This is a genomic window from Actinomycetospora chlora, from assembly GCF_039542135.1.
GTDB lineage: Bacteria > Actinomycetota > Actinomycetes > Mycobacteriales > Pseudonocardiaceae > Actinomycetospora > Actinomycetospora chlora.
The window spans coordinates 50518-72711 of record NZ_BAABHO010000025.1 but is presented as its reverse complement, the minus strand read 5'-3'; the positions used below and the strand labels follow the sequence as shown (position 1 = coordinate 72711).

Below are 22194 nucleotides of genomic sequence, written 5' to 3'. Positions count from 1 at the left end.
AAGGGCTCCTACACGTCGTAGTCGACGGTGACCTCGTCGGACACCGGCAGGGCCTGGCAGGTCAGCACGAACCCGGCGTCGACCTCCTCGGGCTCGAGCGCGAAGTTGCGGCGCATGCGCACCTCGCCGGCGGTCACCTGCGCGCGGCAGGTCCCGCAGACGCCGCCCTTGCAGGCGAACGGCAGGTCCGACCGCACGCGCTGCGCGGCGTCGAGGACGGGCTCGGTGCGGGGCAGGGTCAGCACGCTCGCGCGGCCATTGAGCACGACCGTGACCGCCGCGCCGCCGGCGTCGTCGACGACGTCGTCCTCGGCCCGGTGCACCTCGGGCGGCGGCTCGTCCACGTAGAACAGCTCGCGGTGGACCCGCTGCCGGGGCACGTCGAACGACCCGATCACCTCGGTCGCCGCCTCGACCATCCCGAGCGGGCCGCACAGCCACCAGTGCGCGACGTCGCCGACCGGCACCAGCGCGCCGATCAGCGTGCGCAGCCGGTCGGCGTCGAGCCGGCCGTTGACCAGGTCCGACGCGGTGGGCTCGCGCGAGAGCACGTGCACGAGCTGCAGCCGCGGGCCGTAGCGGTCCTTGAGGTCGGCGAGGTCCTCGCCGAACATCACGGTGTCGCTGCGGCGGTTGCCGTAGAGCAGCGTGACGTGGGTGTCGGGGTGCGCGGCGAGCACGGTCGCGGCGATCGAGAGCACCGGCGTGATGCCCGACCCGGCGGCGACGAGCACGTGATGGGTACCGAGCGAGCCGTCGTCCGGAGGGGTGAACCGGCCCTGCGGCGGCCCCACCTCGATCTCGTCGCCCGCGGCGAGCCGGTCGACCAGCCACGTCGAGAACAGGCCGTCGTCGACGCGCCGCACGCCGATCCGCGGCGCGGCGCCCTCGGGCGCGCAGATCGAGTAGGAGCGGCGCTCGTCGCCCGAGTCGGTGGCCAGCCGCAGCGTCAGGTACTGCCCGGCGCGGAAGCGGTAGTCGTCGGCGAGGTGGTCCGGGACGTCGAACGTCACCGCGACCGCGTCGTCGCAGAGACGCTCGACGCCGGCGACCCGCAGGGTGTGGAAGCCGGCCGCGCGGGCGGCGGCCCGCTCCGGGGCGGGAGCGCTCATCAGATCTCCTTGACGTGCTCGAACGGCTCGGCGCACGACCGGCAGCGACGCAGCGCCGTGCAGGCCGTCGGCCCGAACCGCGAGGTCTCCTCGGTCTCCGGCGCGCCGCAGCGCGGGCAGCGCACGAGCCGTGACGGCGGGGCGAGCGTCAGCGGCACCGGGCCGCCGACCTCGCGCGGACCGATGCGGTCGGGCGGGGCGACGCCGGCCTCGGCGAGCTTGCGGCGGCCCTCGTCGGAGATCCAGTCGGTGGACCACGGCGGGCTGAACGTCGTGCGCACCTCGACGCGCTCGTGCCCGGCGTCGTGCAGGGCGCGGCGCAGGTCGTGGCGCATCTCGTCGAGCGCGGGGCAGCCGGAGTAGGTCGGGGTGAGGGTGACGACCACCGTGCCGTCGTCGGTGGTGTCGACGCCGCGCAGGACGCCGAGGTCGGCGAGCGTCAGCATCGGCATCTCGGGGTCGACGACGCGCTCGGCGGCCGCGCGGGCGTGGGTGAGGGCCGTGTCCGTCATGGTCACCACGTCGCCTCCGGGTGCGCGCGGGCCAGCGACTGCATGAGCGCGAGCAGGGTGCCGAGCGCCTCGGTGTGCACGCCGTCGCGGCCGCCGCGCCCGCCGACGAGGCCCACGGCCGGACGCTCGGGGCGGGTCAGGGTGGCCGTCGGCAGGACCTGGTCCAGCACGGCGTCGACCTCGGCGCGCAACCCGCCCGGATCCACGGCGACGCCGGCGTCGGCGAGGCGGCGCTCGACGGCGTGGGGCAGGAACAGCTCCTCGACGAACGGCCACACCGCGTCCAGGCCCGCCTGCATGCGGACGTGCGAGACCTCGGTGCCGTCCCCGAGGCGCAGCACCCACTGGGCGGCGTAGTCGCGGTGGTAGGTCAGCTCTTTGACCGCCTTGCCGGCGACGGCGGCGAGCACGGGGTCCCCCGAGCCCGTCAGCCGCTGCATCAGTGCGAGACGCCACGACGACAGCACGAGCAGCCAGGCGATCGTGCGGCCGAAGTCGCCGAGGTCGGTCTCGACGAGCGTGACGTTGCGGAACGCGCGGTCGTCGCGGAAGTAGGTCAGGACGTCCTCGTCGTCCTGTGGCAAGGGTCCGGCTCCGCTCCGCTGCGCGTCCCACGGCCCCGCCCGGAACGGCTCCGCCGCGCCCAGGTGGCCGGCGCGGGAGAGCAGCACGCGGGCCTGCCCGAGCAGGTCGAGCGCGATGTTCGCGAGCGCGACCTCCTCCTCGAGCTCGGGCGCCTTCGTCGTCCAGCCGGCCAGGCGCTGGGAGGCGATCAGGGCGTCGTCGGCGAGCATGAGGCAGTAGGCCGCGAGGTCCTCGCGGTCGACGCCCTCGGGCGCCGGGGCGTCGATCTCGGCGGTGCCGGCGTCGAACCCGGTGCCGAAGGCCCAGCGGCCGTCGTCGTCGGCGGTGGCCAGGGCGTCGTAGACGTTGCCGTCAGCTCCGCTGCGCTCCGTACCGGGGACGTTCTCGTCGTCCGTCTCGTGGTGGCTGCTCATCACAGGTGCGGAACGTCGTCGGGGATCTCATAGAACGTGGGGTGGCGGTAGACCTTGTCCCCCGAGGGCGCGAAGAACGGGTCCTTCTCGTCCGGGCTGGACGCGGTGATCGCGTCGCCGCGCACCACCCAGATGCTCACGCCCTCGTTGCGCCGCGTGTAGAGGTTGCGGGCGTTGTGCAGCGCCATCGTGTCGTCGGGGGCGTGCAGCGACCCGACGTGCACGTGGTTGAGCCCGCGCTTGCCGCGCACGAAGACCTCGTAGAGGGGCCACGTCGCCTTCGGCGTGGTGCCCTCGAAGCGCGGCTCGCCCTCGACGTGGGCGGTGACGTCGTCGGCCATGCTCATGCCGCCACCTCCTTCGCGGCCTGCTTCGCGGCGTACGCGCTCGCGGCGTCGCGGACCCACTGCCCGTCCTCGTGGGCGGCGCGGCGGTTCTGCAGGCGCTGGGCGTTGCAGGGCCCGGCACCCTTGACCACCTGCATGAACTCGTCCCAGTCGATGTCGCCGAAGTCGTGGGCCTGCCGCTCGTCGTTCCAGCGGAGCTCCGGGTCCGGGAGCGTCACGCCGAGGGCCTCGGCCTGCGGCACCGTCATGTCAACGTAGCGCTGGCGCAGCTCGTCGTTCGTGTGGCGCTTGATCCGCCAGGCCATCGACTGCTGGGTGTTGGGCGAGTCGCCGTCGGCCGGGCCGAACATCATCAGCGACGGCCACCACCAGCGGTCCACCGCGTCCTGGACCATCGCGCGCTGCGCGTCGGTGCCGGCCATCAGCGTGCGCAGGAGCTCGAAGCCCTGGCGCTGGTGGAACGACTCCTCCTTGCAGATGCGCACCATCGCCCGCGCGTAGGGCCCGTAGCTGGAGCGGCAGAGCGGCACCTGGTTGACGATCGCGGCCCCGTCGACGAGCCAGCCGATGACGCCGATGTCGGCGAAGGTCAGCGTCGGGTAGTTGAAGATCGACGAGTACTTCTGCTTGGAGTCGATGAGCTTCTCGGTGAGCTCGGAGCGGTCGACGCCGAGCGTCTCGGTGGCCGAGTAGAGGTAGAGCCCGTGGCCGGCCTCGTCCTGCACCTTGGCCAGCAGGATCGCCTTCCGCCGGAGGCTGGGCGCCCGCAGGATCCAGTTGCCCTCGGGCTGCATGCCGATGATCTCGGAGTGGGCGTGCTGCGCGATCTGGCGGATCAGCGTCTTCCGGTAGCCCTCGGGCATCCAGTCGCGCGGCTCGATCCGGCCCTCGGCGGCGACGGTGCGGTCGAACTGTGCCTCGAGTGCCGCCTCGGGGTCGCGGGTCTGGTCCTCGGTCACCGTCATCGGTGGCCCCCTCCGTACCGAATGTTCGTTCGGTTGTGATGGTGACGCACGGACGGCCGCTTCCGCAACCGGCGAACGGCTAACGGCGCGGACCGTCCTCGGTGGGGTCGAGGCCGGGGTGCACGCCGGCCGTGAGCCCCTGCGCGGCGGCGACGCGCTGCAACAGCGCGACCAGGGTGGCGCGCTCCGCCGGATCGAGTCCGCGCAGGAACTCGTCCTCGTCCTGCTCGGCGACGTCCTCGAGCCGGACCAGCAGCTCGCGGCCCGACGGCGTGAGGAAGAGCGCGTGGGCGCGGCGGTCCGTCGGGTCCGGTCGTCGCTCGGCGAGGTCGCGCGCCTCGAGGTCGTCCACGAGGGCGACGACCGCGCTGCGGTGCAGTCCCAGCGCGGTCCCGAGCGCCTGCTGGGACCGGCCCTCGTGCGCGGCGAGCAGGCTGAGCATCCCGACGTGCCGCGGGTGCAGGCCGAAGGCCGCGAGACGGTCGGCGAAGCGCCGGTGCCGGTGCGTGCCGAGCTGGGTCACCAGGAAGCCGGCCCGGCGGTGGAGTCGCGGTGCGGTGATGCTGTACTCCCACGATTGTTCGTGCTATGAACTGTTCTAAGCACAGCGTACTGCTCGCGCCGGGAGGTGGGACCCGTGACGTCCCGTCCGCAGACCACCGTCCTGCTGCACGGTGAGCAGACCGGGGACCTCGTGTCGGTGACGGAGATCGTCGTGCCGCCGCGAAGTCCCGGCCCGCCGCTGCACGTGCACGGCTTCGACGAGGCCTTCTACGTCCTCGACGGGGAGCTGCTCTTCCGCGTCGACGACGTGGTGGCGTCCCGCGGAGCGGGGGAGGTCTGCTTCGCGCCGCGTCACGTGCCGCACGCGCTGGCCAACCGCTCCGACGTGCCCGCCCGCTACGTGCTCGTGTGCACCCCGGCGGGCTTCGAGCGCCACTGGGCCCGCCTCGCCGCCGCGGCCGCGGGCGTGGAGCCGCCGGAGTGGGCCCTCGCGCCCCCGCCCGAGGTCACGGTCGTCGGGCCGCCGATCGGCGGCCCGGACGGGGACCTCACGACCCGTCGATGAGCTCGTCGAGGGTGACGTAGAGGCCCGGTTCGCCGGTGCGCTCGCTGCGCTCGACCGCGGCGCGGGCGCGGGCCGCGATGCGGGAGATCTCCTCGGCCGCCACGACGCGCGTCTGCAGCACGGTGCCGTCGGCGTCGGTCAGCGTGACCGCGACGAGGCCGGTGTCGGGCTGCTCGGAGAACTCCAGCGGCACGTCGCCGAGCCTAGAACGGGCGTCGGCGGGTCGCAGGAGCCTGCGCGAGGAGGCCCTCGAAGGCCATCCGGTCGACCTCGGCGACGAGGTCCTCCACGGGGACGCGGCCCGGCCGGTACCACTCGACCAACGAGTTGACGATCCCCGAGAGCAGGCGGGCGTCGACGGCCGGGTCGAGGCCGGCGCGCAGCTCCCCGGCGGCCGAGGCGTCGCGCACCAGGGCGGCGATCGCCGCGTCGAACTCCCGGCGGCGCCCGAGCGCCCACCGCTCGGTCTCGGTGTTGCCGCGCAGGCGCAGCAGCAGCGTGACGTGGGGCAGCTCGGCCACCAGCACCTCGACCTGGCGGCGCACGATGTGGCGCAGCCGGGCGAGCGGGGAGCCGGTGGTCGCGGCCGGCTCGTCGAGGATGCCGAACAGGCCGTCGAGCGCCCGCTCGAGCGCCGCGCGCAACAGCGCCTCCTTGCCGCGCACGTGGTGGTAGAAGGACGACTTCGTGATCCCGGCCGCGGCCGAGAGGTCTTCCATGCTCGTGGCGTCGTAGCCCCGCTCGTTGAACACGCGGGCCGCGACCTCGACCAGGCTCGACGTGTCGTAGGCCGGACGGCCCCGCCGTGTCCCGAGCGGCGTCCCCGTCGGTGGGTCACCCTCGCGGGCCGGGGGACGGGCGTTGGTCACGGACGGCAATGTACGGCTCCACCCCGTGTCCGTGGGCGCCGCGGGCCGGATCCCGTGCTGGCGCCGCGGGGGCGGGACGCCGCATCCTTCGTCCTGGCCGGTGGGCGGTGTCACTGCTACCGTCGCCAGCCGACCGAACGATCGTTCGACTGCGATAAGCGCAGCGTGGCCCGAAGGTGCTCGATGACGACGCTGGACACCCTCCACGACCTGGCGCCGGCCGCGGACGCCGGCAACGCCACCCGGACCGTCGGGGCTCCGTTGCGGCGGGCGCTCGCCACGGGGCGCGACCGCACGGCCGTGGTCTGCGGCGAGCACACCGAGACCTACGCCGAGCTCGCCGACCGCGTCGCGCGGCTCGGGTCGGTCCTGACGGGGCTGGGCCTGCGCCCGGGCGACCGCGTCGGTGTCCTCGGCGCCAACTGCCACCGCTACCTCGAGCTCTACCTCGGCCTGCCCAGCCACGGGCTGGTGATCGTCCCGCTCAACGTCCGGCACACCGCGGCCGAGCGCACCTACGCGCTGCGCGACGCCGGCGCCCGCGTGCTGTTCGCCGACCGGCAGCTCGACGGCCTCGACCCGGACCTGCGCGTCGTCGACACCACCACCGAGTACGAGACGCTGCTGGACGGGGCCGAGCCGGTCGCCCCGCTGCGCGCGCCCGCCGAGCACGACCTGGCCGGCATCTTCTACACCGGCGGCACCACCGGCGCGGCCAAGGGCGTCATGCTCAGCCACGGCAACCTCGTCGCCAACGCCTTCCACTTCATGGCGTGCTGGCCCTTCACGCCCGACACCCGGTGGCTGGTCGTCGCCCCGATGTTCCACGCCGCGGGCACCATCGGGGCGCTCGCGACGATCTGGGCCGGCGGCACGCAGGTGATGTGCCCGGCGTTCACGCCCGAGGGCGTGCTCGACCTGGTCGAGCGCCACGGTGTCACCGCCACGCTGGTCGTCCCCACGATGATGGACGCGCTCGCCGCCGAGCAGTCCGCGCGCCCCCGCACGGTGGCGACGCTGCGCTGGCTCTCGCACGGCTCGTCGCCGGCGGCGGTGGAGCTGCTGCGGCGCACCCACGCGGCGTTCCCCGACGCCGAGATGCTGCACATCTACGGGCTGACCGAGACCTCGCCGATCGTCACGCTCCTGCCCGGCGAGCAGCACCTGCTCGACGCCCCGCAGGCGCGTTCCTGCGGGCGGGCGGCGGTGGGCGTCGAGGTGGTGGTGGTCGACCCCGCCGACCGCACCCCGCTGCCGGCCGGTCTCGTCGGCGAGGTGCTCATCCGCGGCGCCAACGTCACCGCGGGCTACTGGAACAAGCCCGACGAGACCGCGGCGGTGCTGCGCGACGGCTGGTTCGCGTCGGGCGACCTCGGGCTGCTCGACGAGGGCGGGCACCTGTTCCTCGTCGACCGCGCCAAGGACATGATCGTCTCCGGTGGCGAGAACGTGTACAGCGCGGAGGTCGAGAACGCGCTGTTCGCGCACCCGTCGGTGGTCGAGGTGGCGGTCTTCGGGGTGCCGCACGAGCGCTACGGCGAGGCGGTGCACGCCGTCGTGGTGCTGCGCTCGCTGCCCGACGACCCGGACGCCTTCGCCGCGGAGCTCGTGGCCCACTGCCGGGCGACGATCGCGGGCTACAAGGTGCCGCGCAGCATCGAGACGCGCGTGGAGCCGCTGCCCAAGTCCGGCGCCGGCAAGATCCTCAAGCGCGAGCTCCGCGCGGTGTTCTGGGCCGAGCGCGAGTCCCAGCTGACCTGACCTCCCACCGCAGCGAACGGCCTGCTCGCTGCGTCGAGGCGGACAAAGTCCCCATTCGCTCACGGACGGCCTGCGCCCGGCGCGGGGCCGGAGCACGATCCCCGGCGTGCGAGGACGCAGCGGTCGGTGGGTGGTCCTGACGGGTGCTCTCGTGGCGGCGCTGGCGCTGGCCGCGTGCTCGTCGGGGCCGTCGGCGGGCGGACCGGCGCCCACGGCCGCGCCGGCGCCACCGGCGACCGTGGCGCCCTACCCGCCGCCCGAGGTGCCGGCGTCCGGGGCCGGGCTGGTCCTGCCGCCGGTGGCCGGCCAACCGGCGCCGACGGTCGCGCCCTCCGGCGGCGTGCGGCCCGGCGCCGACTGGACGACCTACCACGGCGACGCCACGCGCGACGGCTACGTCCCGTCGGGCCCCGACCCGGTCTCGCCCGCGCTCGCCTGGCAGACGCCGCTGGACGGCGCGGTCTACGGCAGCCCCGCGGTGGTGGCCGGCGAGGTCGTGGCCGCGACCGAGGGCGGCTCGGTCTACGGCCTCGACGCGGCCACGGGAGCGGTCCGCTGGCGCACGCACCTCGCCGATCCCGTTCCCGGGTCCGCCCTGCCCTGCGGCAACATCGACCCGATCGGCGTCACCGGGTCGCCGGCCTTCGACCCGGCCACCGACCAGGTGTTCGTGGCCACCACCGAGGCCGGCGTCCACCACCAGCTCTACGCGATCGACCCGGCCGACGGCGCCGTCCGCAGCAGGCGCGACGCCGACGTCCCCGGCGTCGACCCGGCGACCCACCTGCAGCGCGGCGCCCTGCTCGTCTCCCGCGGCACCGTCTACGTCCCCTACGGCGGCAACTACGGCGACTGCGGGCAGTACCGCGGCAGCGTCGTCGGGCTCCCGACGACCGGCACCGCCGCGCCCACCTCGTTCGTCGTCCCCACCACCCGCGAGGCGGGCATCTGGGCGGCGTCCGGACCGGCGGCGCTCCCCAACGGGGACCTGGTCCTGACCACCGGCAACGGCGAGGCGACCTCGGGCGACTGGGACCACAGCGACTCGGTCCTGCGCCTGTCGCCGGCCCTGGCGCTGGTCGACGGGTTCGCCCCCGCCGGGTGGGCGCAGGAGAACTCGGTGGACGCCGACCTCGGCTCCATGGGTGCCGTCCTGCTGCCCGGCACCCACCTCGTGCTGACCGCCGGCAAGGGCGGCGGGATCTTCCTCGTCGACCTCACCGCGATGGGCGGCGTGAACGGGCAACGCGCCCGCCTCGACGGCTGCGAGGCCTACGGCGGCGGTGCCGCGGCCCCGGTGCAGGGCGGCGGCGCCGTCGCCTACCTGCCCTGCGCGTCCGGCCTCCGGCAGTTCCGCGTCGGCGCGGACGACGCGCTCGCTGCGGGCTGGACGGCGCCGTCGCAGGTCACGGGCTCCCCGGTGATCGTGGGGACGACGGTCTGGTCGCTGCAGCAGGACGGCGCGCTCATCGGGCTCGACGCCGCGACCGGCGCCCAGCGCGCGACGGTCTCGGTCGGCGACGCCACGCGCTTCGCGACCCCGGCCGCCAGCGGCAACGCCCTCTTCCTGCCCACCAGCCGCGGGGTGTCGGCGGTGCGCCTGGCGCCGTAGGCGGTGCGACGTGGTTGAAGCGTGACCTACACCACCCTACGGTCGGTTCGCGCGGGGGACAGTGACACCACACTGCGGGAGGCCGACGTGCCGGAAGCAACCATCGTGCTCGTCCACGGAGCCTGGGCCGACGGCTCGAGCTGGAGCCTCGTCGCCCCGGAGCTGCGGCGCCGCGGGCTCGCGGTCCTCACGCCGCCCAACCTCCTGCGCGGCGTCACCACCGACGCGCCGTACGTCACCTCGCTCGTCTCGCAGCGCGTCACCGTTCCGGTGGTGCTGGTCGGCCACTCCTACGGCGGCTTCGTCATCACCCACGCCGCGGCCGGCGCCGGCGACGTCCGCGCCCTCGTCTACGTCGACGCGTTCATCCCGGACGAGGGGGAGACGGTCTTCCAGATCCTCGGCGGCTCCGGCTCCGCGCTCGACGTCCCGGACCCGACGACCGTCCTCGACCTCGCCGGCTACCCGGGCGCGCCGGAGGGCGACGTCGAGGCGTTCCTCAAGCCCGCGACGGTCCACGGGTCGTTCGCCCAGGACCTGCCCGAGGCCGACCGCGAGCTGATCGTCGAGAGCCAGCGCCCGATCACGCTGAGCGCGAACCTCACGCCCGGCGGCGAGCCCGGGTGGCGGTCGCTGCCGAGCTGGGCGGTGGTCGGTACCGAGGACAAGGTGATCCCGCCGGACACCCAGCGGAAGATGGCCGAGCGGGCGGGCGCGACGATCACCGAGGCCCCCGGCTCCCACGTCTCGATGGTGTCCCACCCGCAGGTCACGATCGACGCGATCCTCGCCGCGGTGGAGGCCACCGCCTGACCGGGCGTCAGGTCGGCGGCGCCACGGGCCGCCCGTCGGCGGTCCAGGCGCCGACGCCGCCCTCGAGGTGGGCGACGTCGGTGTAGCCCAGGGCCTGCAGGCTCTGCGCGGCCAGGGCCGAGCGGCCGCCGCCCGAGCAGAAGCAGATGACGCGCCGGGCGGCGTCGAAGCCCTCGACGTGCATGGGCGTACCCGGGTCGGCGGCGAACTCGAGCAGCCCGCGGGGCACGGGCGTCGCGCCCGGGATCGTCCCGGCCGCCGTCTCGTCCGGCTCCCGGACGTCGACCAGCAGCGGGGCGCCCTGCTCCTGCTCCGCGGCGACCTGCGCCGGGGTCAGGCCCTCGACCTGGGCCCGGGCCGCCATCACGAGATCGCGCGCCGACGCCATCTTCTCGCCTCCTGGGGATGATCGGATCACCGCGGCGGACCCTGCCACCCGGCGCCACCGGCCGGAAGATCCCCGGATCAGTGTCCGACGAAGGTGGGCTTCTCCTTGGCCAGGAAGGCCTCGACGGCGTTGCGGTGGTCGTCGGTCGCGGCCAGGCGGGACTGGGCGGCGCCCTCGTGCTCGAGGATCGTCGGCAGCGACGAGACGGTGCCCAGCGCGATGGCGGCCTTGATCTCGGCGTAGGCCCGGGTCGGGCCGGAGGCGAGGCGGCGGGCCAGCGTCAGGGCCTTGTCGTCGAGCTCGTCGGCGGTGACGACCTCCCGCACGACGCCCCAGTTGCGCGCCTGCTCGGCGGTGAAGGTGTCGCCGAGCATCAGCAGGTCGGTGGCCCGCGACGCGCCGACCGCGTGGGCGAGGGTGGCCGACAGGCCCGAGTCGCCGCCGAAGCCGATGCCGGCGAAGGCCGTCGCGAACCGGACGCCGGCCGCGGCGAGGCGCAGGTCGCAGGCCAGGGCGAACCCCAGGCCCGCGCCGACGCACGTGCCGCCGACCGCCGCGACCACGGGCTTCGGCATCGTCGCCAGCGCCGAGGTGATGCGGTTGTAGTGCTCGGGGACGGTGCGCATGGCGTCCGGGTCGCCGGACCGGAGCGTCTCGGCGTGCTCGCCGAGGTCCTGCCCGACGCAGAACGCGGGACCGGCCGCGGCGAGCACGACGGCCCGCACGGCGGTGTCCTGGCCGACCTCCTCGAGGGCGTCGCGCAGGGCGACCTTCAGCTCGGTGGTCAGCGCGTTGCGACGGTCCGGGCGGTTCATCCGCACCGTGGCCACCGCCGCCTGGTCGTCACGGGTCACCACGACGGCGTCGCTCGTCATCGAGCACTCCTCTCCTCGTCCCGGCGCCCGATCATGCCGTGCGCGCGACGAGGGTGACCACCGGCGGGCGGTAGGGCGCCATCACCGGGGCGACCGCATCGAGCGCCGCCCGGCGCAGCGCGGCCCGCTCCCCGGCGGACAGCCCGGCCAGCCAGGCCGCGACGTGGGCCTGGCCGAGCCGGTAGTCGACGAGGTCCTCGGCGCGCTCCACGCCGACGTCGGCGGGTCGCTCGGTGACGTCGACGACGACCAGCCCGGCGGCCCGGGCCGCGGCGCCCATCGTGGGGGCGCTGCCGAGCTGCGGGGCCTGCACGGTCGTCAGGTGCGCGTACCAGCCCGGCGGGGTGAAGCCGGCGTCGGCGACGACGGCGTCGATGCGGTCGCGCACGGCCCGGTGCGCGGTGGTCGCCGCCGCGACCGTGGCCAGGACCGCGCCGCCGCGGCGGACGACGCGAGCGAGCTCGGCGAGCGCCGCGACCGGTTCGTCGACGTGGTTGAGCGCGAAGGCGGCGACGGCGTCGTCGACCGCGCCGTCCCGCAGCGGCAGCGCCTCCAGCGCCCCCACGACGGCGGGCGGGCGGGCCGGCGCGTCCCGGGCGAGCATCGGCCGCGACCGGTCGAGGGCCACCGGCCGCGCGCCCACCGTCCGCAGCGCCGCCGAGGCCAGGCCGGTCCCCGCGCCGGCGTCGAGCACCCGGCGACCGGCCAGCGGGTGCGGCGTGGCGGCGACCAGCTGCGTCGCCAGCGGCCCGTAGACGCGCGCCGCGCCGGTCGCCCATCCCGCCGCCGCGGCGGCGTACCGGTCCTCGCTCATGACCTCACCGTTCCCTCAGAGTCGCCACAGAGGTGCGTCACGGGCGATCACCAGCATGGTCGGCGACAGGGTGACCGCCCCGAACGGCCGCCCCCCGCGAACCACGAGGAGAACGATCGATGGACCTCCGCCGCCTGCCCGTCCTCGCCGGGCCGGTGCTCGCCGGACTGCTCGTCCTCGGCGGCTGCGCGGGCGCGCCCGACGCGGCCGCCCCGACCGCCACCGCGGCCCCCGCGGCGGCCGCTCCCGCGAGCGGCGGCCAGGCCCCCTGCACGACGCGGATGCGCCCGGGTGCCGGGAACACCGGCGGGCTGACGCTCACGCCCGAGGCGCGGGAGGAGATCGCGCGGCTGCAGCAGGGCGGGCAGGCCGGCTCCGCTCCCGACCCGGCGCTCGCGGCCCGGCTCGCCGACGCCGCCGACCGCGTCGGACGGGCCACCCGTCCCTGCGCCGACCGCTGACCTCCGACGCTGACCTCCGACGACCCGGGTCCCGCGGCTCTCCTGGCACGATCCGCGACCATGAGCGAGCCGTCCCCCGACCTCCTCGTCGTCGACGACGACGCCGACGTGCGCACGTCGCTCGAGCGGGGGCTGCGCCTGGAGGGGTTCGCGGTCCGCTCGGCCGAGGACGGGCCCGGGGCGCTGCGGGCGGTCACCGAGCGCGTGCCCGACGCCGTCGTGCTGGACCTGGGGCTGCCGGGCATGGACGGGGTGGCCGTCGTGACCGCGCTGCGGGCCATGGACCACGACGTTCCGGTCTGCGTGCTCTCGGCCCGCGACACGATCGACGACCGCGTCGTCGGCCTCGAGGCCGGCGCCGACGACTACATGGTCAAGCCGTTCGCGCTGCCCGAGCTCGTGGCGCGCCTGCGGGCACTGTTGCGCCGCGGGGGCACCAGGGCCCCGGAGCCGCTCGGCGAGGTGATCACCGCCGGGCGGCTGCGCGTCGACCTCGCCCGGCGCACCGTGCACGTCGGCGACCGTGCCGTCGACCTCACCAAGCGCGAGTACGAGCTGCTGGTCGTGCTCGCCCGCAACGCCGAGGTGGTGCTCAGCCGGGAGCGCCTGCTCGAGCTGGTGTGGGGCTACGACTTCGCCACCGACACCAACGTCGTCGACGTCTTCGTCGGCTACCTGCGCCGCAAGCTGGAGTCCGACGGCACCCCGCGGCTCGTGCACACGGTGCGCGGCGTCGGGTTCGTGCTGCGGGAGGGCGGGTGAGGCGCTCGCTCTCGCTCCGGACGAGGGTGGCCCTGGCCTCGGCGCTGTCGACCACCGTCGTCGTGGTGCTCGTCGCCGTGCTCGCCTCCGTGCTGCTGACCCGCGAGCAGACCGAGCGCCTCGACCGCAGCCTGGTGCCCGGTTCGCCGGCGACGTTCGGGACCTTCGCCTCGACGCGGGCCGACCTCGCCGTGACCCTGCGGGCCCCGGACGGCGCGGTCCGCCGCGTCAGCGGCCCCGAGCTGCCGCTCTCGCCGCTGGGCGTGCCGACGTCGGTCACGGTCGGCGGCGTCGCGTACCGGATCCGGACCGTGCCCGGCCCGGCGCCGGGTGCGCTGGTGACCACCGGGGTCACCGAGGACGACACCCGGGCCCGCGTGGCCGAGCGGCAGCGGCTCGTCGTCGGCCTCGCCCTCCTGGCGGTCGCGCTCGCCGCCGGCCTCGGTTGGCTGCTCGCGGGCGCGGCCGTGCGCCCCATGCGCCGGCTCACCGACCGGGCCGCGACGCTGGAGCAGGCCACGGGCGAGCCGGTGGTGCGTGCCGACGGCTCGCGGGAGTCCGAGGAGCTGGCCGCGGCCCTGACGTCGATGCTCGCCCGGCTGCACGCCGAGCGGGAGCGCAGTACGGCGTCGCTGCACGCCGCTCGGGACTTCGCCGCCGCGGCGCGCCACGAGCTGCGCACGCCGCTGACCGCGATGCGCACCGACCTCGAGGTGCTGCGGGCGCACCCCGACCTTCCCGAGCGCGCCGACGTGCTCGCCGACGTGCTGCGGGCCGAGGCGCGTGTGGAGGCCACGCTGACGGCGCTCGGGCACCTCGCCGCCGGGGACCTGCCCGACACGGGCGGCGGCGAGACCGTCGAGGTGACCGACCTGCTCCGGCTCGCGGCCGAGGACGCGCGGCGCACGCACCCGGCGCTCGAGGTCGCGGTGGACGGGGCCGACGAGCTCGACGGGGCCACCGTGCGCGGCTCGTCGGAAGGGCTGCGGATGGCCCTCGCCAACGCGGTGGTCAACGCCGTGCGCCACGGCGGGGCGGGCCGCGTCCGGCTCGGCGCCGACCGCGGCGCCGACGGCGGCGTCGTGCTCACCGTCGACGACGACGGCCGCGGGCTGCCCCTCGCGGAGCGCGAGACGGTGCTCGGGCGGTTCGTGCGCGGTAGCACCGCCACGTCGCCGGGCTCGGGGCTGGGCCTCGCGCTGGTCGCGCAGCAGGCCGCCCGCCACGGCGGCACGGTGCGCCTCGAGGAGGCGCCGACCGGAGGCCTGCGCGTCATCCTCGACCTCCCTCCGGATCGAGCTGGGTGACCAGCCGCAGGTCCCAGGCCTCCGGCCACGGCGTCGGCCGCCGCACCCGCTCGTAGATCCACGCCGTGAACCCCTCGGCGACCAGGGACCGGGCGAGCTCGACGAGCCCGGCCAGCTCGTCGGACTCGTGCTGCTCGTGGTCGTTGCGGGCGGGGGCGTGCAGCGGGCCGCGGAACCGGCGCGCGTCGAGGCGGTAGCGCCCCGGCCCGCCGGGTCGTCGCCGCGGGGGGCGTGCGCGGGTGTCGCCGGTGTCGTCCATGTCGTGGAGCCTACCGCCATCGGCGACAGCGACGCCACGCACGACATCGGAGAAAGTGGCGTCAGGGGCGCCGAAGCCGTCGTTCGGACGACAGCGGCGACATAGGGTGACCGGCGTGCCGCCGTCCGATCTCGTCTCGACGCCCGACGCCGCGAAGGCCCTCGGGGTCAGCGCGCGCACGCTGCAGCGCTACGTCCGGGCGGGCCTCGTGACGCCCGAGATCACGCTGCCGTCCGGGCAGTACCGCTGGAACGTGGCCAAGCTGCGCCGTCAGATCGGGATCGCCGAGGACGGCTGACCCGCGGCGAGAGGAGTCCCCGCCCGTGCTGCTGGAGCAGGAGCGTGCGCAGCTGGTGGAGTACTGCCGGCGGATGCAGGCCGACGACCTCACCGTCGGGACCTCCGGCAACCTGAGCATCCGGCGGGGCGACCACGTGGCCGTCACGCCGAGCGGCGCCGCCTACGAGGACCTCACGCCCGCGTCGATCTGCGTGATCGACATGGACGGCGAGCAGCTGGAGGGGACGCTCGCGCCGTCCTCCGAGGTCCCCATGCACACGACGGTCTACCGGCGCACCGACGCGCAGGCGGTCGTGCACACGCACCCGCTCTACGCCACCGCGCTCTCGGTGCTGGTCGACGAGCTGCCGCCGGTGCACTACATGATCGCGCTGCTGGGCGGGCCGGTGCGCGTCGCGCCCTACGCCACCTACGGCAGCCCGGAGCTGGCCGAGAACATGGTCGCCGCCATGGAGGGGCGCTCCGGTGTCCTGCTGCAGAACCACGGGGCCACCACCCACGGCCCGGACCTGGCGAAGGCCTACACCCGCAGCGTGTACCTGGAGTGGCTGTGCCGGCTCCACCACCAGGCGAGCCTGCTCGGGTCGCCGCACCTGCTCGCCGGGGACGAGATCGCCCGCGTCGCGGAGAAGCTCGAGGGCTACGGGCGCCCGGCGCCCGGGCGCTGACGGCCGCCCGCTGTCGGTGGTCGGGGATAGCGTCGGCCCCGATCACCAGCGAGGGGAGGCGCCATGGCCGACCGTGACGAGGTCCCGCCCGGGCCGTTCGAGCTCGAGCCGTTCGACCTGGGGCGGCTGCTGTCGGCCGACGCCGACGGCGACGAGGTCGTGCACCGCTGCGAGCGCTGGCTCACGGGGGTGCTCGACGACGCCGACGTCGCCCTCGGCGCGGCGGACCACGAGATCGCCGGGCTGCTGGCCGGCGAGGGCTGGTCGGTGGCCCAGGTGGTCGCCGGGTGGGTGCGGCGCGCGGGGCGGCCGGCGCCGTCGCGCGTGCTCGTGGCGCCCGGCGTCACGCGCCTGCGGGGCTGAGCAGCGGCAGCACGGCCGCCAGCCCGCGGTCGCCGTCGCGCTGCTCGCTCGCCAGCACGAACGCCCGCAGGCCGGCGGCGACGGCGCCTCCGTCGCGCGCCGGGTTGTCGCCGACCATCACCGTGCGCCGCGGGTCGACGCCCAGGCGCGCGCAGGCGGTGCGGAAGAGCTCGGGAGCCGGCTTCTCGCGGCCCTCCTCGCACGACAGCACCCAGGTGCCGACGAGCGCGTCGAGGCCCGCGGCGCGGGCGTGGCCGCGGATGTCCCAGCCGATGTCGCTGACGACCCCGACCGGAACGCCGCGCTCGGCCAGGGAGCGCAGGAAGGGCCCGGTGTCGGGGTAGGGCACCCACGAGTCCTCGGCCACGACGCGCGCCTGCGCGGCGTCCTCGATCCCGGCCAGGTACGGCACGCGGGCGAACCACGTCCGCATCGCGTGGACGTGGGCGTCGGCGTCGAGGTCGCGGCCCTCCTGCGCGGCGGCGACCTCGGGCTCGGCCGCGGCGGCGTCGAGGTCGGCGAGCACCGCGGCCGGGTCGTCCAGGGGCCGGCCGGTGTCCGCGGCGATGCGCCGCAGCCACTCGTCGGTGCCGATCATGCGGAACAGCGTGTTGCTGAAGTCGCAGAGCACGGCCTGCACCGGCGGCACCGGCGCGTCCTGCTCGGCGGCGGAGAGGTCGTAGGCGGCGGGGAGGTCGAACAGCGCACGCACGCCACCCATGATCCCCCAGCCCACGTGAGCGGAATTCGCGACCACGGCCGCGAACTCCGCTCACCTGGGGGTGGTCAGCCCGGCAGCCCCGGTGCCGGCTGGCTGGGCTGGGCGGGCTGGGTGGGCTGGGCCGGCTGCGTGGGCTGGCCCGGCTGCGTGGGCTGGACGGGCGGCTGGGCCGGCTGGGCCCCGCCCGGCACCGTCTGGACGGTCGCGCCCGGCGCCACCTGCACCGTCGCGCCCGGCTGGACCTGGACCACGATCCCGCGTCCCGGGCCGGCGGCGCCGTCGCGCTCGGCGCGGTCCGGACCGCGGGGGCCGGCCGGGCCGTCGGGCCCGCCCCGCGCGCCGGGGCCGCGCTCACCGTGCGGGCCGCGGCCGTCGGCGACCATGCCGGGCACGCGGTCCGCGCGGTCGTGGGCGACCAGCCGGCCCGCGGGCGTCGTCGCGAGCAGGAGGCCGGCCAGCAGCACGCCGATCACCAGCCCGACCACGCCGGACACGACGACCGCGGTGCGGCGGGTCCAGGACGAGGGGCCGGAGCGGACCCGCTGCCAGCGCGTCGGTGGGCCGTCGGGGGAGGCGGCGGTGGCGGGCTCGGACGGGGTCGGGCGGGTCGGCGGCTCGCCGGGGGAGCCGGGCGTCTCGGTCATGGCCCCGACCCTCCGATCCCGGGCTGAACCGGACCTGAAGTGCGCGACGGTGCGGGCGGGTCTTCAGGTCATGTTCAGGGCCGACGGTCCAGGATCGGGGGGTGGGGACGCGGGAGACGAAGGGCGGACAGGCGGCGCGTGTGCTCGTCGTCGAGGACGAGGCGGCGATCCGGGAGTCGGTCGTCGAGGCGCTGGACGACGCGGGATTCCGCGCCCTGGGCCGCGAGGACGGCGCGGGCCTCGAGGAGCTGCTCGACGGCTTCCGTCCCGACCTCGTCGTCCTCGACGTCATGCTCCCCGGCCGGGACGGGTTCGCCCTGCTCGGCGTCGTGCGGGGGCGCAGCGACGCGGGGCTCGTGCTGCTCACCGCCCGCGACGCCCTCGCCGACCGTCTCCACGGCCTCGACGGGGGCGCCGACGACTACGTGGTCAAGCCGTTCCTGCTCGCCGAGCTGGTGTCCCGGGTGCGGGCAGTGCTGCGCCGCCGCGGCCGGGTGCCGACCGCGGTGAGCGTCGGCGACCTCGTCGTGGACGACGAGGCCGGCACGGCGACGCGCGCGGGCACCGTCCTCGACCTGACGGCCACCGAGCTGCGGCTGCTGCGCTACCTCGTCGAGCAGCGCGGCCGGACCGTCACCAAGAACCAGATCCTCACGCAGGTCTGGGGCTACGACGCCTACGACCCGAACCTCGTGGAGGTGCACGTCTCCGCGCTGCGCCGCAAGCTCGAGGCGCACGGCCCGCGGATCGTGCACACCGTCCGCGGCCTCGGTTACGCGCTGCGCCCGGCGGAGGGGACGTGAGCACGCCCGTCACCGCCTCGGTGCAGGCCGCCCGCCGGTGGACCGCGGGCCGCTCGCTGCGGCTGCGCGTCACCGCCCTCGTGCTGGTGGTGGTGGCGCTGGCACTGGTGGTCATCGGGGTCGTCGTCGACCTCTCGCTCGGCGCCCAGCTGCGGCGCGACCAGCAGAGCCGCCTCGACGACCGGGCCGCGCGGGCGGGCCTGCTCATCGCGGGCGGGGAGACCGGGGCCGAGCTCGCCGACGCCGTCGACGGGCAGGGCATCCGGGCGGTGCTGCTGGACGGGTCGGGCCGGCGGCTCGCCGGGGCGGCCGACCCCGGGCCGCCCGGAGCGGGGGCCGGGCCGCCCGGCGGACCCCAGCGACGCCCGGACCGGCCGCCGCGCGCCGACCTCCAGCGCGTCGTCGCCGTGCCCGACGGCACCCGCCTGGTCCTCGCGGCCGAGCCGGGCGAGGACCAGGCCGTGCTGGCCCGGCTGCGGGTGGTGATGATCGGCGTCGGCGCGATCGGGCTCGCCGTGGTCGCGGTCGCGCTCCTCGGCGGTGTCCGCCTCGCGTTGCGGCCCCTCGACGACATGACGGTGCTGGCCCGCGACATCGCGGCCGGCGAGCGCGGCCGGCGCCTGCGGCCCGAGCGCACCGACACCGAGCTCGGGCGCACCGCGGCGGCCTTCGACGACATGCTCGACGCGCTCGAGACCGCGCAGGGCCGCGCCGAGGACGCCGCGCACCGCGCCCAGGTCTCCGAGGCGCGCACCCGCCGCTTCCTCTCCGACGCCGCCCACGAGCTGCGCACGCCGGTGACGGGCGTGCAGACGCTCGCCGAGTCGCTGGTGCGCCACCCCGACGCCGACCTCGCCCGCCGCGAGCGTCTGGCCACCACGCTGGTGCGCGAGACCCGCCGGGCCGGGGCGCTGGTCGCCGACATGCTCGAGCTCGCCCGCATCGAGGACGGGGCGCCGCTGGAGCGCCGGGACGTCGACCTCCTCGAGCTCGCCGCGGCGGAGGCCGAGCGGCTGGCCCTGCTCGCGCCGGAGCTCACGGTCGACGTCGAGGGTGGGCCGACCCGCGTGGAGGCCGACCCCGGACGCGTCACCCAGATCCTGGCCAACCTGCTGGAGAACGCCCGCCGCCACGGCCCCCCGGACGGGACGGTGCGCCTCGTGCTGACCACCGAGGCCGGCGACGCGGTGCTCGACGTCGCCGACGAGGGGCCCGGCATCCCGGCCGCCGACCGGGAGCGCGTGTTCGACCGCCTGGTGCGCCTCGACGACGCCCGCTCCCGGGACGCGGGCGGCGCGGGTCTCGGCCTCTCGATCGCCCGCGCCCTGGCCCGGGCGCACGGCGGCGACCTGCGCGCGGTCGACAGCACGGTCGGGGCCCGCTTCCGGGTGACCCTGCCCAGGAACCACAAGGAGTTCGGAGCCGACCGTCCGGCCGGGTGATCCGTCGAGTCACTCTCGGAGCCGCGGTCACTCGCGGCTACGATCGCCGCCGAACGGGGGGGTGACAGGTGGGCGAACGCCATCTCGGCCCCTACCGCCTCGAGCAGCTCATCGGTCGTGGTGGCATGGGCGAGGTCTACCGCGCCGTCGACACGCGGAAGAACCGCGCCGTCGCCCTCAAGGTCCTGCCGTCGGCCTTCGCCGGCGACGTCGAGTTCGTCAGCCGGTTCCGCCGTGAGGCGGAGGTGACCGCACAGCTGCACGAGCCGCACGTCATCCCGATCCACGACTACGGTAAGATCGAAGGTCAGCTCTTCCTCGACATGCGCTTCGTCCAGGGCACGAACCTGGAATCCGTTCTCCGCAGGTCGGGGCGTCTCCCGCCACACCGGGCCGTCGATCTGGTCGGTCAGGTCGCTGCCGCCCTCGACGCCGCGCACCGAGCCGGGCTGGTGCACCGGGACGTCAAGCCGTCGAACGTCCTGCTGACCGACCCCCACCCCGAGGACACCGCCGACGCGCCCGACTTCGTCTACCTCATCGACTTCGGCATCGCGGCGAACGTGCTCGACACCCGGCTGACGCCGACCAGCGCCACCCTGGGAACGGCGGCCTACATGGCGCCGGAGCGCTTCCTGCCGGGCCCCGGCGGCGACGGCCGCGTCGACGTCTACGCCCTCGGCTGCGTGCTCTTCGAGCTCCTCACCGGGAAGCGGCCGTTCGCGGGCGAGAGCTTCCCGCAGCTCATGTACGCCCACCTCAACGTCGCCCCGTCGCGGTTGTCCGAGGTGGAGCCGAACCTCCCCGCGGGGCTCGAGGAGGTGGTCGCCGCGGCGCTGGAGAAGGATGCGGCGCGACGTCCGCACCGGGCCGGCGATCTCGCTACCCGCGCGCGGGCGGCGCTCGCCCGATCGGCCTCGCCTCCGCCCGCCACGCCCCGCGCGGGTCGGCCCGCCGCGGCGCCTCGTCCAGCGGCGGGATCGCCGTCGATCCAGAGGCACTCGACGTGGAACGGCCCGCGGCCCTACGCACCACTTCCGACCGGGCCTCCGCCCGGTCCGCCGTCGGGTCGGCCGCCCGGCCCGCCGAAAGCCGACGTGGCTGCGGGCCCGGTCGTGGTGGACCGGCGACCTGACGAGGACGAGCCCCCGCCCGCTCGGGCGGGACGCGCGCGGCGGTGGGCCCTCTGGCTCGGGAGCACCGCCGCCGCGATCGTGCTCAGCGTCCTCGCCGCCACCGTGTACCTCAGCGCGCAGTACTACGTTGCGTCAGATGCGGACACGGTGGTGATCTACCAGGGTCTCCCGGGGTCACTCCTGGGAGTCTCGTTGCAGTCCGTGGCGGAGGACAGCGGGCTGCGCGTTGCGGACCTCACGCCGGTGGCTCGCCAGCAGCTCGCGGGCGACGGCATCCGCGTCGACGACCTGGCGAGCGCCTGGCGAACGGTCGACCGGCTGCGGAGCCAGCAGACCCTTCCACCGTGTACGGACCCGTCCGCGTCCGGCTCTGAGCCTCAGGTCCCGGGGCGCGACTGCCGGAACCCCTGACGACCGTCACGGGAGCGGAGGTCGGGCGACCACCAGCGCCGTGGCGTTGTCCCGCGTCCCGGCGGCCGTCGCGACGTCGACCACCCGGTCGGCGCGCGCCTGCGCCGAGCCGCCCGCGGCGAGGGCGGCGGCCAGCGCGGACGCCGGGACGCTGCGGTGCACACCGTCGCTGACCAGCAGCACGACTCCTGGGCCGGCGACGTCGGCGACGCCGACGTCCCGCGACCCGGCGGTGCGCACGCTCGTGGAGAGCACGTGCTCGAGGCGCGGGTGCACGCGCAGGCCCCACGCGCGCATCTGCTCGGCGACGGTGTGGTCGACCGTCAGCGCCCGCAGGCCACGCCCGTCCCAGGCCAGCGCCCGGCAGTCGCCGACCCACGCGAGGCGCCAGCGCGGGTCGCCGTCGCCCGGGGCGAGGGCGACGACGGCCGCCGCGTCGCCGGGCGCGAGGTCACCGGCGCTGTGGAGCACGTCGTGCGCGGCGAGCACCGCGGTGTCCACGCGGCCCTCGAGCGTCGCCACCCGGACCGCGTGGTCGGCGACGAGCCGGGCCGCGAAGGCCGCGGCCGCGGAGTCCCCGACGCCGTCGGCGACGGCGACGGCGAGCCGGCCCGTCCGGCCGCGGTGGGACGCGGCCGCGTCGGCCTGGTGGGTCCGCGGCCCGCGGGCGGACGCGACACCGACGGGGGAGGCGGGGACGGGGGCGATCGGGATGCTGACGGCGGCGCTCACGGGCCCTCCCTCGTCGGGCGTCGGCGCCGGGGCGGGCGCCGTGGCTCAAG

Annotated in this window: 28 protein-coding genes; 13 read left to right on the top strand and 15 right to left on the bottom strand. The window is 76.0% G+C overall.

Features of this window, described 5'->3' with window-relative positions:
- Nucleotides 1–8: 8 nt before the first annotated feature.
- From paaE to ABD994_RS16650, 6 genes are all read right to left on the bottom strand, one after another.
- Entirely contained in the window at nucleotides 9–1112 is a 1104-nt protein-coding gene (gene paaE, locus ABD994_RS16675; protein WP_345417086.1) for a 1,2-phenylacetyl-CoA epoxidase subunit PaaE, read from the bottom strand.
- Complete coding sequence (gene paaD, locus ABD994_RS16670) at nucleotides 1112–1624, bottom strand: 1,2-phenylacetyl-CoA epoxidase subunit PaaD (protein ID WP_345417083.1); 513 nt, start codon at nucleotides 1622–1624, stop codon at nucleotides 1112–1114. The genes paaE and paaD overlap by 1 nt, the downstream gene beginning before the upstream one ends.
- 2 nt (nucleotides 1625–1626) lie before the next feature.
- A complete protein-coding gene (gene paaC / locus ABD994_RS16665; RefSeq protein ID WP_345417080.1) occupies nucleotides 1627–2622 on the bottom strand; it encodes a 1,2-phenylacetyl-CoA epoxidase subunit PaaC in 996 nt (331 codons plus the stop codon).
- Nucleotides 2622–2963 (bottom strand): 1,2-phenylacetyl-CoA epoxidase subunit PaaB, encoded by a 342-nt coding sequence (gene paaB / locus ABD994_RS16660; RefSeq protein ID WP_425550073.1) that lies wholly within the window; start codon nucleotides 2961–2963, stop codon nucleotides 2622–2624. Before paaB ends, paaC begins: the two co-directional genes overlap by 1 nt.
- Nucleotides 2964–2965: 2 nt before the next feature.
- On the bottom strand, nucleotides 2966–3934 hold the full coding sequence (gene paaA, locus ABD994_RS16655) for a 1,2-phenylacetyl-CoA epoxidase subunit PaaA (RefSeq protein WP_345417074.1): 969 nt from the start codon (nucleotides 3932–3934) through the stop codon (nucleotides 2966–2968).
- Between the two features lie 79 nt (nucleotides 3935–4013).
- Nucleotides 4014–4457: a MarR family winged helix-turn-helix transcriptional regulator gene (locus ABD994_RS16650; protein ID WP_345417071.1), complete on the bottom strand. Its 444-nt coding sequence runs from the start codon at nucleotides 4455–4457 to the stop codon at nucleotides 4014–4016.
- A gap of 114 nt (nucleotides 4458–4571) precedes the next feature.
- Between ABD994_RS16650 and ABD994_RS16645 the strand changes: the two genes are divergently transcribed.
- The gene (locus ABD994_RS16645) at nucleotides 4572–5003 is read left to right on the top strand and encodes a cupin domain-containing protein (RefSeq protein WP_345417068.1); all 432 of its coding nucleotides are present in this window, start codon (nucleotides 4572–4574) and stop codon (nucleotides 5001–5003) included.
- Here ABD994_RS16645 and ABD994_RS16640 read toward each other — a convergent pair.
- Together ABD994_RS16640 and ABD994_RS16635 are read right to left on the bottom strand one after the other, a co-directional pair.
- On the bottom strand, nucleotides 4987–5196 hold the full coding sequence (locus tag ABD994_RS16640; RefSeq protein WP_345417065.1) for a hypothetical protein: 210 nt from the start codon (nucleotides 5194–5196) through the stop codon (nucleotides 4987–4989). The two genes, ABD994_RS16645 and ABD994_RS16640, sit on opposite strands and share 17 nt — an antisense overlap.
- 10 nt (nucleotides 5197–5206) lie before the next feature.
- Nucleotides 5207–5776, bottom strand: coding sequence for a TetR/AcrR family transcriptional regulator (locus ABD994_RS16635; RefSeq protein ID WP_345417119.1), 570 nt, complete (start codon nucleotides 5774–5776; stop codon nucleotides 5207–5209).
- 279 nt (nucleotides 5777–6055) lie between these two features.
- On the opposite strand from ABD994_RS16635, the gene ABD994_RS16630 reads away from it, so the two are divergent.
- The 3 genes from ABD994_RS16630 (at nucleotide 6056) to ABD994_RS16620 (ending at nucleotide 10058) form a co-directional block, all read left to right on the top strand.
- Nucleotides 6056–7633, top strand: coding sequence for a class I adenylate-forming enzyme family protein (locus ABD994_RS16630; RefSeq protein WP_345417062.1), 1578 nt, complete (start codon nucleotides 6056–6058; stop codon nucleotides 7631–7633).
- Between the two features lie 106 nt (nucleotides 7634–7739).
- Complete coding sequence (locus ABD994_RS16625; RefSeq protein ID WP_345417059.1) at nucleotides 7740–9245, top strand: outer membrane protein assembly factor BamB family protein; 1506 nt, start codon at nucleotides 7740–7742, stop codon at nucleotides 9243–9245.
- 87 nt (nucleotides 9246–9332) lie between these two features.
- Nucleotides 9333–10058: an alpha/beta fold hydrolase gene (locus ABD994_RS16620; protein WP_345417056.1), complete on the top strand. Its 726-nt coding sequence runs from the start codon at nucleotides 9333–9335 to the stop codon at nucleotides 10056–10058.
- Nucleotides 10059–10065: 7 nt separating this feature from the next.
- Here the strand turns inward: ABD994_RS16620 and ABD994_RS16615 are convergent, their stop codons facing one another.
- The 3 genes from ABD994_RS16615 to ABD994_RS16605 form a co-directional block, all read right to left on the bottom strand.
- Nucleotides 10066–10446 (bottom strand): rhodanese-like domain-containing protein, encoded by a 381-nt coding sequence (locus tag ABD994_RS16615; RefSeq protein WP_345417053.1) that lies wholly within the window; start codon nucleotides 10444–10446, stop codon nucleotides 10066–10068.
- A 77-nt stretch (nucleotides 10447–10523) separates the two neighbouring features.
- Nucleotides 10524–11321 (bottom strand): enoyl-CoA hydratase/isomerase family protein, encoded by a 798-nt coding sequence (locus ABD994_RS16610; protein ID WP_345417048.1) that lies wholly within the window; start codon nucleotides 11319–11321, stop codon nucleotides 10524–10526.
- Nucleotides 11322–11352: 31 nt separating this feature from the next.
- Nucleotides 11353–12135: a class I SAM-dependent methyltransferase gene (locus tag ABD994_RS16605; RefSeq protein WP_345417042.1), complete on the bottom strand. Its 783-nt coding sequence runs from the start codon at nucleotides 12133–12135 to the stop codon at nucleotides 11353–11355.
- A gap of 119 nt (nucleotides 12136–12254) precedes the next feature.
- On the opposite strand from ABD994_RS16605, the gene ABD994_RS16600 reads away from it, so the two are divergent.
- Genes ABD994_RS16600 through ABD994_RS16590 form a run of 3 tightly spaced genes read left to right on the top strand, consistent with a single transcriptional unit; the run spans nucleotide 12255 to nucleotide 14665 of the window.
- Nucleotides 12255–12596, top strand: a complete 342-nt coding sequence (locus ABD994_RS16600; protein WP_345417039.1) for a hypothetical protein — start codon at nucleotides 12255–12257, stop codon at nucleotides 12594–12596.
- Between the two features lie 60 nt (nucleotides 12597–12656).
- Nucleotides 12657–13358 (top strand): response regulator transcription factor, encoded by a 702-nt coding sequence (locus ABD994_RS16595; RefSeq protein ID WP_345417036.1) that lies wholly within the window; start codon nucleotides 12657–12659, stop codon nucleotides 13356–13358.
- Nucleotides 13355–14665 (top strand): sensor histidine kinase, encoded by a 1311-nt coding sequence (locus ABD994_RS16590; RefSeq protein ID WP_345417033.1) that lies wholly within the window; start codon nucleotides 13355–13357, stop codon nucleotides 14663–14665. Before ABD994_RS16595 ends, ABD994_RS16590 begins: the two co-directional genes overlap by 4 nt.
- On the opposite strand, the gene ABD994_RS16585 is transcribed toward ABD994_RS16590, so the two are convergent.
- Nucleotides 14631–14924: a hypothetical protein gene (locus ABD994_RS16585; protein WP_345417030.1), complete on the bottom strand. Its 294-nt coding sequence runs from the start codon at nucleotides 14922–14924 to the stop codon at nucleotides 14631–14633. The genes ABD994_RS16590 and ABD994_RS16585 overlap by 35 nt on opposite strands.
- Before the next feature lie 115 nt (nucleotides 14925–15039).
- On the opposite strand from ABD994_RS16585, the gene ABD994_RS16580 reads away from it, so the two are divergent.
- From ABD994_RS16580 to ABD994_RS16570, 3 genes are all read left to right on the top strand, one after another.
- Nucleotides 15040–15222, top strand: coding sequence for a MerR family DNA-binding transcriptional regulator (locus ABD994_RS16580; protein WP_345417027.1), 183 nt, complete (start codon nucleotides 15040–15042; stop codon nucleotides 15220–15222).
- Nucleotides 15223–15247: 25 nt separating this feature from the next.
- Nucleotides 15248–15892, top strand: coding sequence for a class II aldolase/adducin family protein (locus tag ABD994_RS16575; protein ID WP_345417024.1), 645 nt, complete (start codon nucleotides 15248–15250; stop codon nucleotides 15890–15892).
- Between the two features lie 63 nt (nucleotides 15893–15955).
- Nucleotides 15956–16255 (top strand): hypothetical protein, encoded by a 300-nt coding sequence (locus ABD994_RS16570; RefSeq protein ID WP_345417021.1) that lies wholly within the window; start codon nucleotides 15956–15958, stop codon nucleotides 16253–16255.
- On the opposite strand, the gene ABD994_RS16565 is transcribed toward ABD994_RS16570, so the two are convergent.
- Together ABD994_RS16565 and ABD994_RS16560 are read right to left on the bottom strand one after the other, a co-directional pair.
- Nucleotides 16236–16967 carry an HAD family hydrolase gene (locus ABD994_RS16565; RefSeq protein WP_345417018.1) on the bottom strand — a complete coding sequence of 244 codons (732 nt, stop codon included), beginning with the start codon at nucleotides 16965–16967 and terminating at the stop codon, nucleotides 16236–16238. The genes ABD994_RS16570 and ABD994_RS16565 overlap by 20 nt on opposite strands.
- Before the next feature lie 74 nt (nucleotides 16968–17041).
- A complete protein-coding gene (locus ABD994_RS16560; protein ID WP_345417016.1) occupies nucleotides 17042–17620 on the bottom strand; it encodes a hypothetical protein in 579 nt (192 codons plus the stop codon).
- Nucleotides 17621–17721: 101 nt separating this feature from the next.
- Between ABD994_RS16560 and ABD994_RS16555 the strand changes: the two genes are divergently transcribed.
- From ABD994_RS16555 to ABD994_RS16545, 3 genes are all read left to right on the top strand, one after another.
- Nucleotides 17722–18423, top strand: coding sequence for a response regulator transcription factor (locus ABD994_RS16555; RefSeq protein WP_345417013.1), 702 nt, complete (start codon nucleotides 17722–17724; stop codon nucleotides 18421–18423).
- Nucleotides 18420–19865: a sensor histidine kinase gene (locus ABD994_RS16550; protein ID WP_345417010.1), complete on the top strand. Its 1446-nt coding sequence runs from the start codon at nucleotides 18420–18422 to the stop codon at nucleotides 19863–19865. Before ABD994_RS16555 ends, ABD994_RS16550 begins: the two co-directional genes overlap by 4 nt.
- Nucleotides 19866–19933: 68 nt before the next feature.
- Entirely contained in the window at nucleotides 19934–21412 is a 1479-nt protein-coding gene (locus ABD994_RS16545; RefSeq protein ID WP_345417007.1) for a serine/threonine-protein kinase, read from the top strand.
- A gap of 6 nt (nucleotides 21413–21418) precedes the next feature.
- Here the strand turns inward: ABD994_RS16545 and ABD994_RS16540 are convergent, their stop codons facing one another.
- Entirely contained in the window at nucleotides 21419–22144 is a 726-nt protein-coding gene (locus tag ABD994_RS16540; RefSeq protein WP_345417004.1) for a PP2C family protein-serine/threonine phosphatase, read from the bottom strand.
- Nucleotides 22145–22194: the final 50 nt, after the last annotated feature.

Bases quoted from the DNA above. Each gene is read 5' to 3' on its own strand.
- paaE (WP_345417086.1), bottom strand. From the start codon at position 1,112: ATGAGCGCTCCCGCCCCGGAGCGGGCCGCCGCCCGCGCGGCCGGCTTC.
- paaD (WP_345417083.1), bottom strand. From the start codon at position 1,624: ATGACGGACACGGCCCTCACCCACGCCCGCGCGGCCGCCGAGCGCGTC.
- paaC (WP_345417080.1), bottom strand. From the start codon at position 2,622: ATGAGCAGCCACCACGAGACGGACGACGAGAACGTCCCCGGTACGGAG.
- paaB (WP_425550073.1), bottom strand. From the start codon at position 2,963: ATGGCCGACGACGTCACCGCCCACGTCGAGGGCGAGCCGCGCTTCGAG.
- paaA (WP_345417074.1), bottom strand. From the start codon at position 3,934: ATGACGGTGACCGAGGACCAGACCCGCGACCCCGAGGCGGCACTCGAG.
- ABD994_RS16630 (WP_345417062.1), top strand. From the start codon at position 6,056: ATGACGACGCTGGACACCCTCCACGACCTGGCGCCGGCCGCGGACGCC.
- ABD994_RS16615 (WP_345417053.1), bottom strand. From the start codon at position 10,446: ATGGCGTCGGCGCGCGATCTCGTGATGGCGGCCCGGGCCCAGGTCGAG.
- ABD994_RS16610 (WP_345417048.1), bottom strand. From the start codon at position 11,321: ATGACGAGCGACGCCGTCGTGGTGACCCGTGACGACCAGGCGGCGGTG.
- ABD994_RS16605 (WP_345417042.1), bottom strand. From the start codon at position 12,135: ATGAGCGAGGACCGGTACGCCGCCGCGGCGGCGGGATGGGCGACCGGC.
- ABD994_RS16600 (WP_345417039.1), top strand. From the start codon at position 12,255: ATGGACCTCCGCCGCCTGCCCGTCCTCGCCGGGCCGGTGCTCGCCGGA.
- ABD994_RS16595 (WP_345417036.1), top strand. From the start codon at position 12,657: ATGAGCGAGCCGTCCCCCGACCTCCTCGTCGTCGACGACGACGCCGAC.
- ABD994_RS16585 (WP_345417030.1), bottom strand. From the start codon at position 14,924: ATGGACGACACCGGCGACACCCGCGCACGCCCCCCGCGGCGACGACCC.
- ABD994_RS16570 (WP_345417021.1), top strand. From the start codon at position 15,956: ATGGCCGACCGTGACGAGGTCCCGCCCGGGCCGTTCGAGCTCGAGCCG.
- ABD994_RS16560 (WP_345417016.1), bottom strand. From the start codon at position 17,620: ATGACCGAGACGCCCGGCTCCCCCGGCGAGCCGCCGACCCGCCCGACC.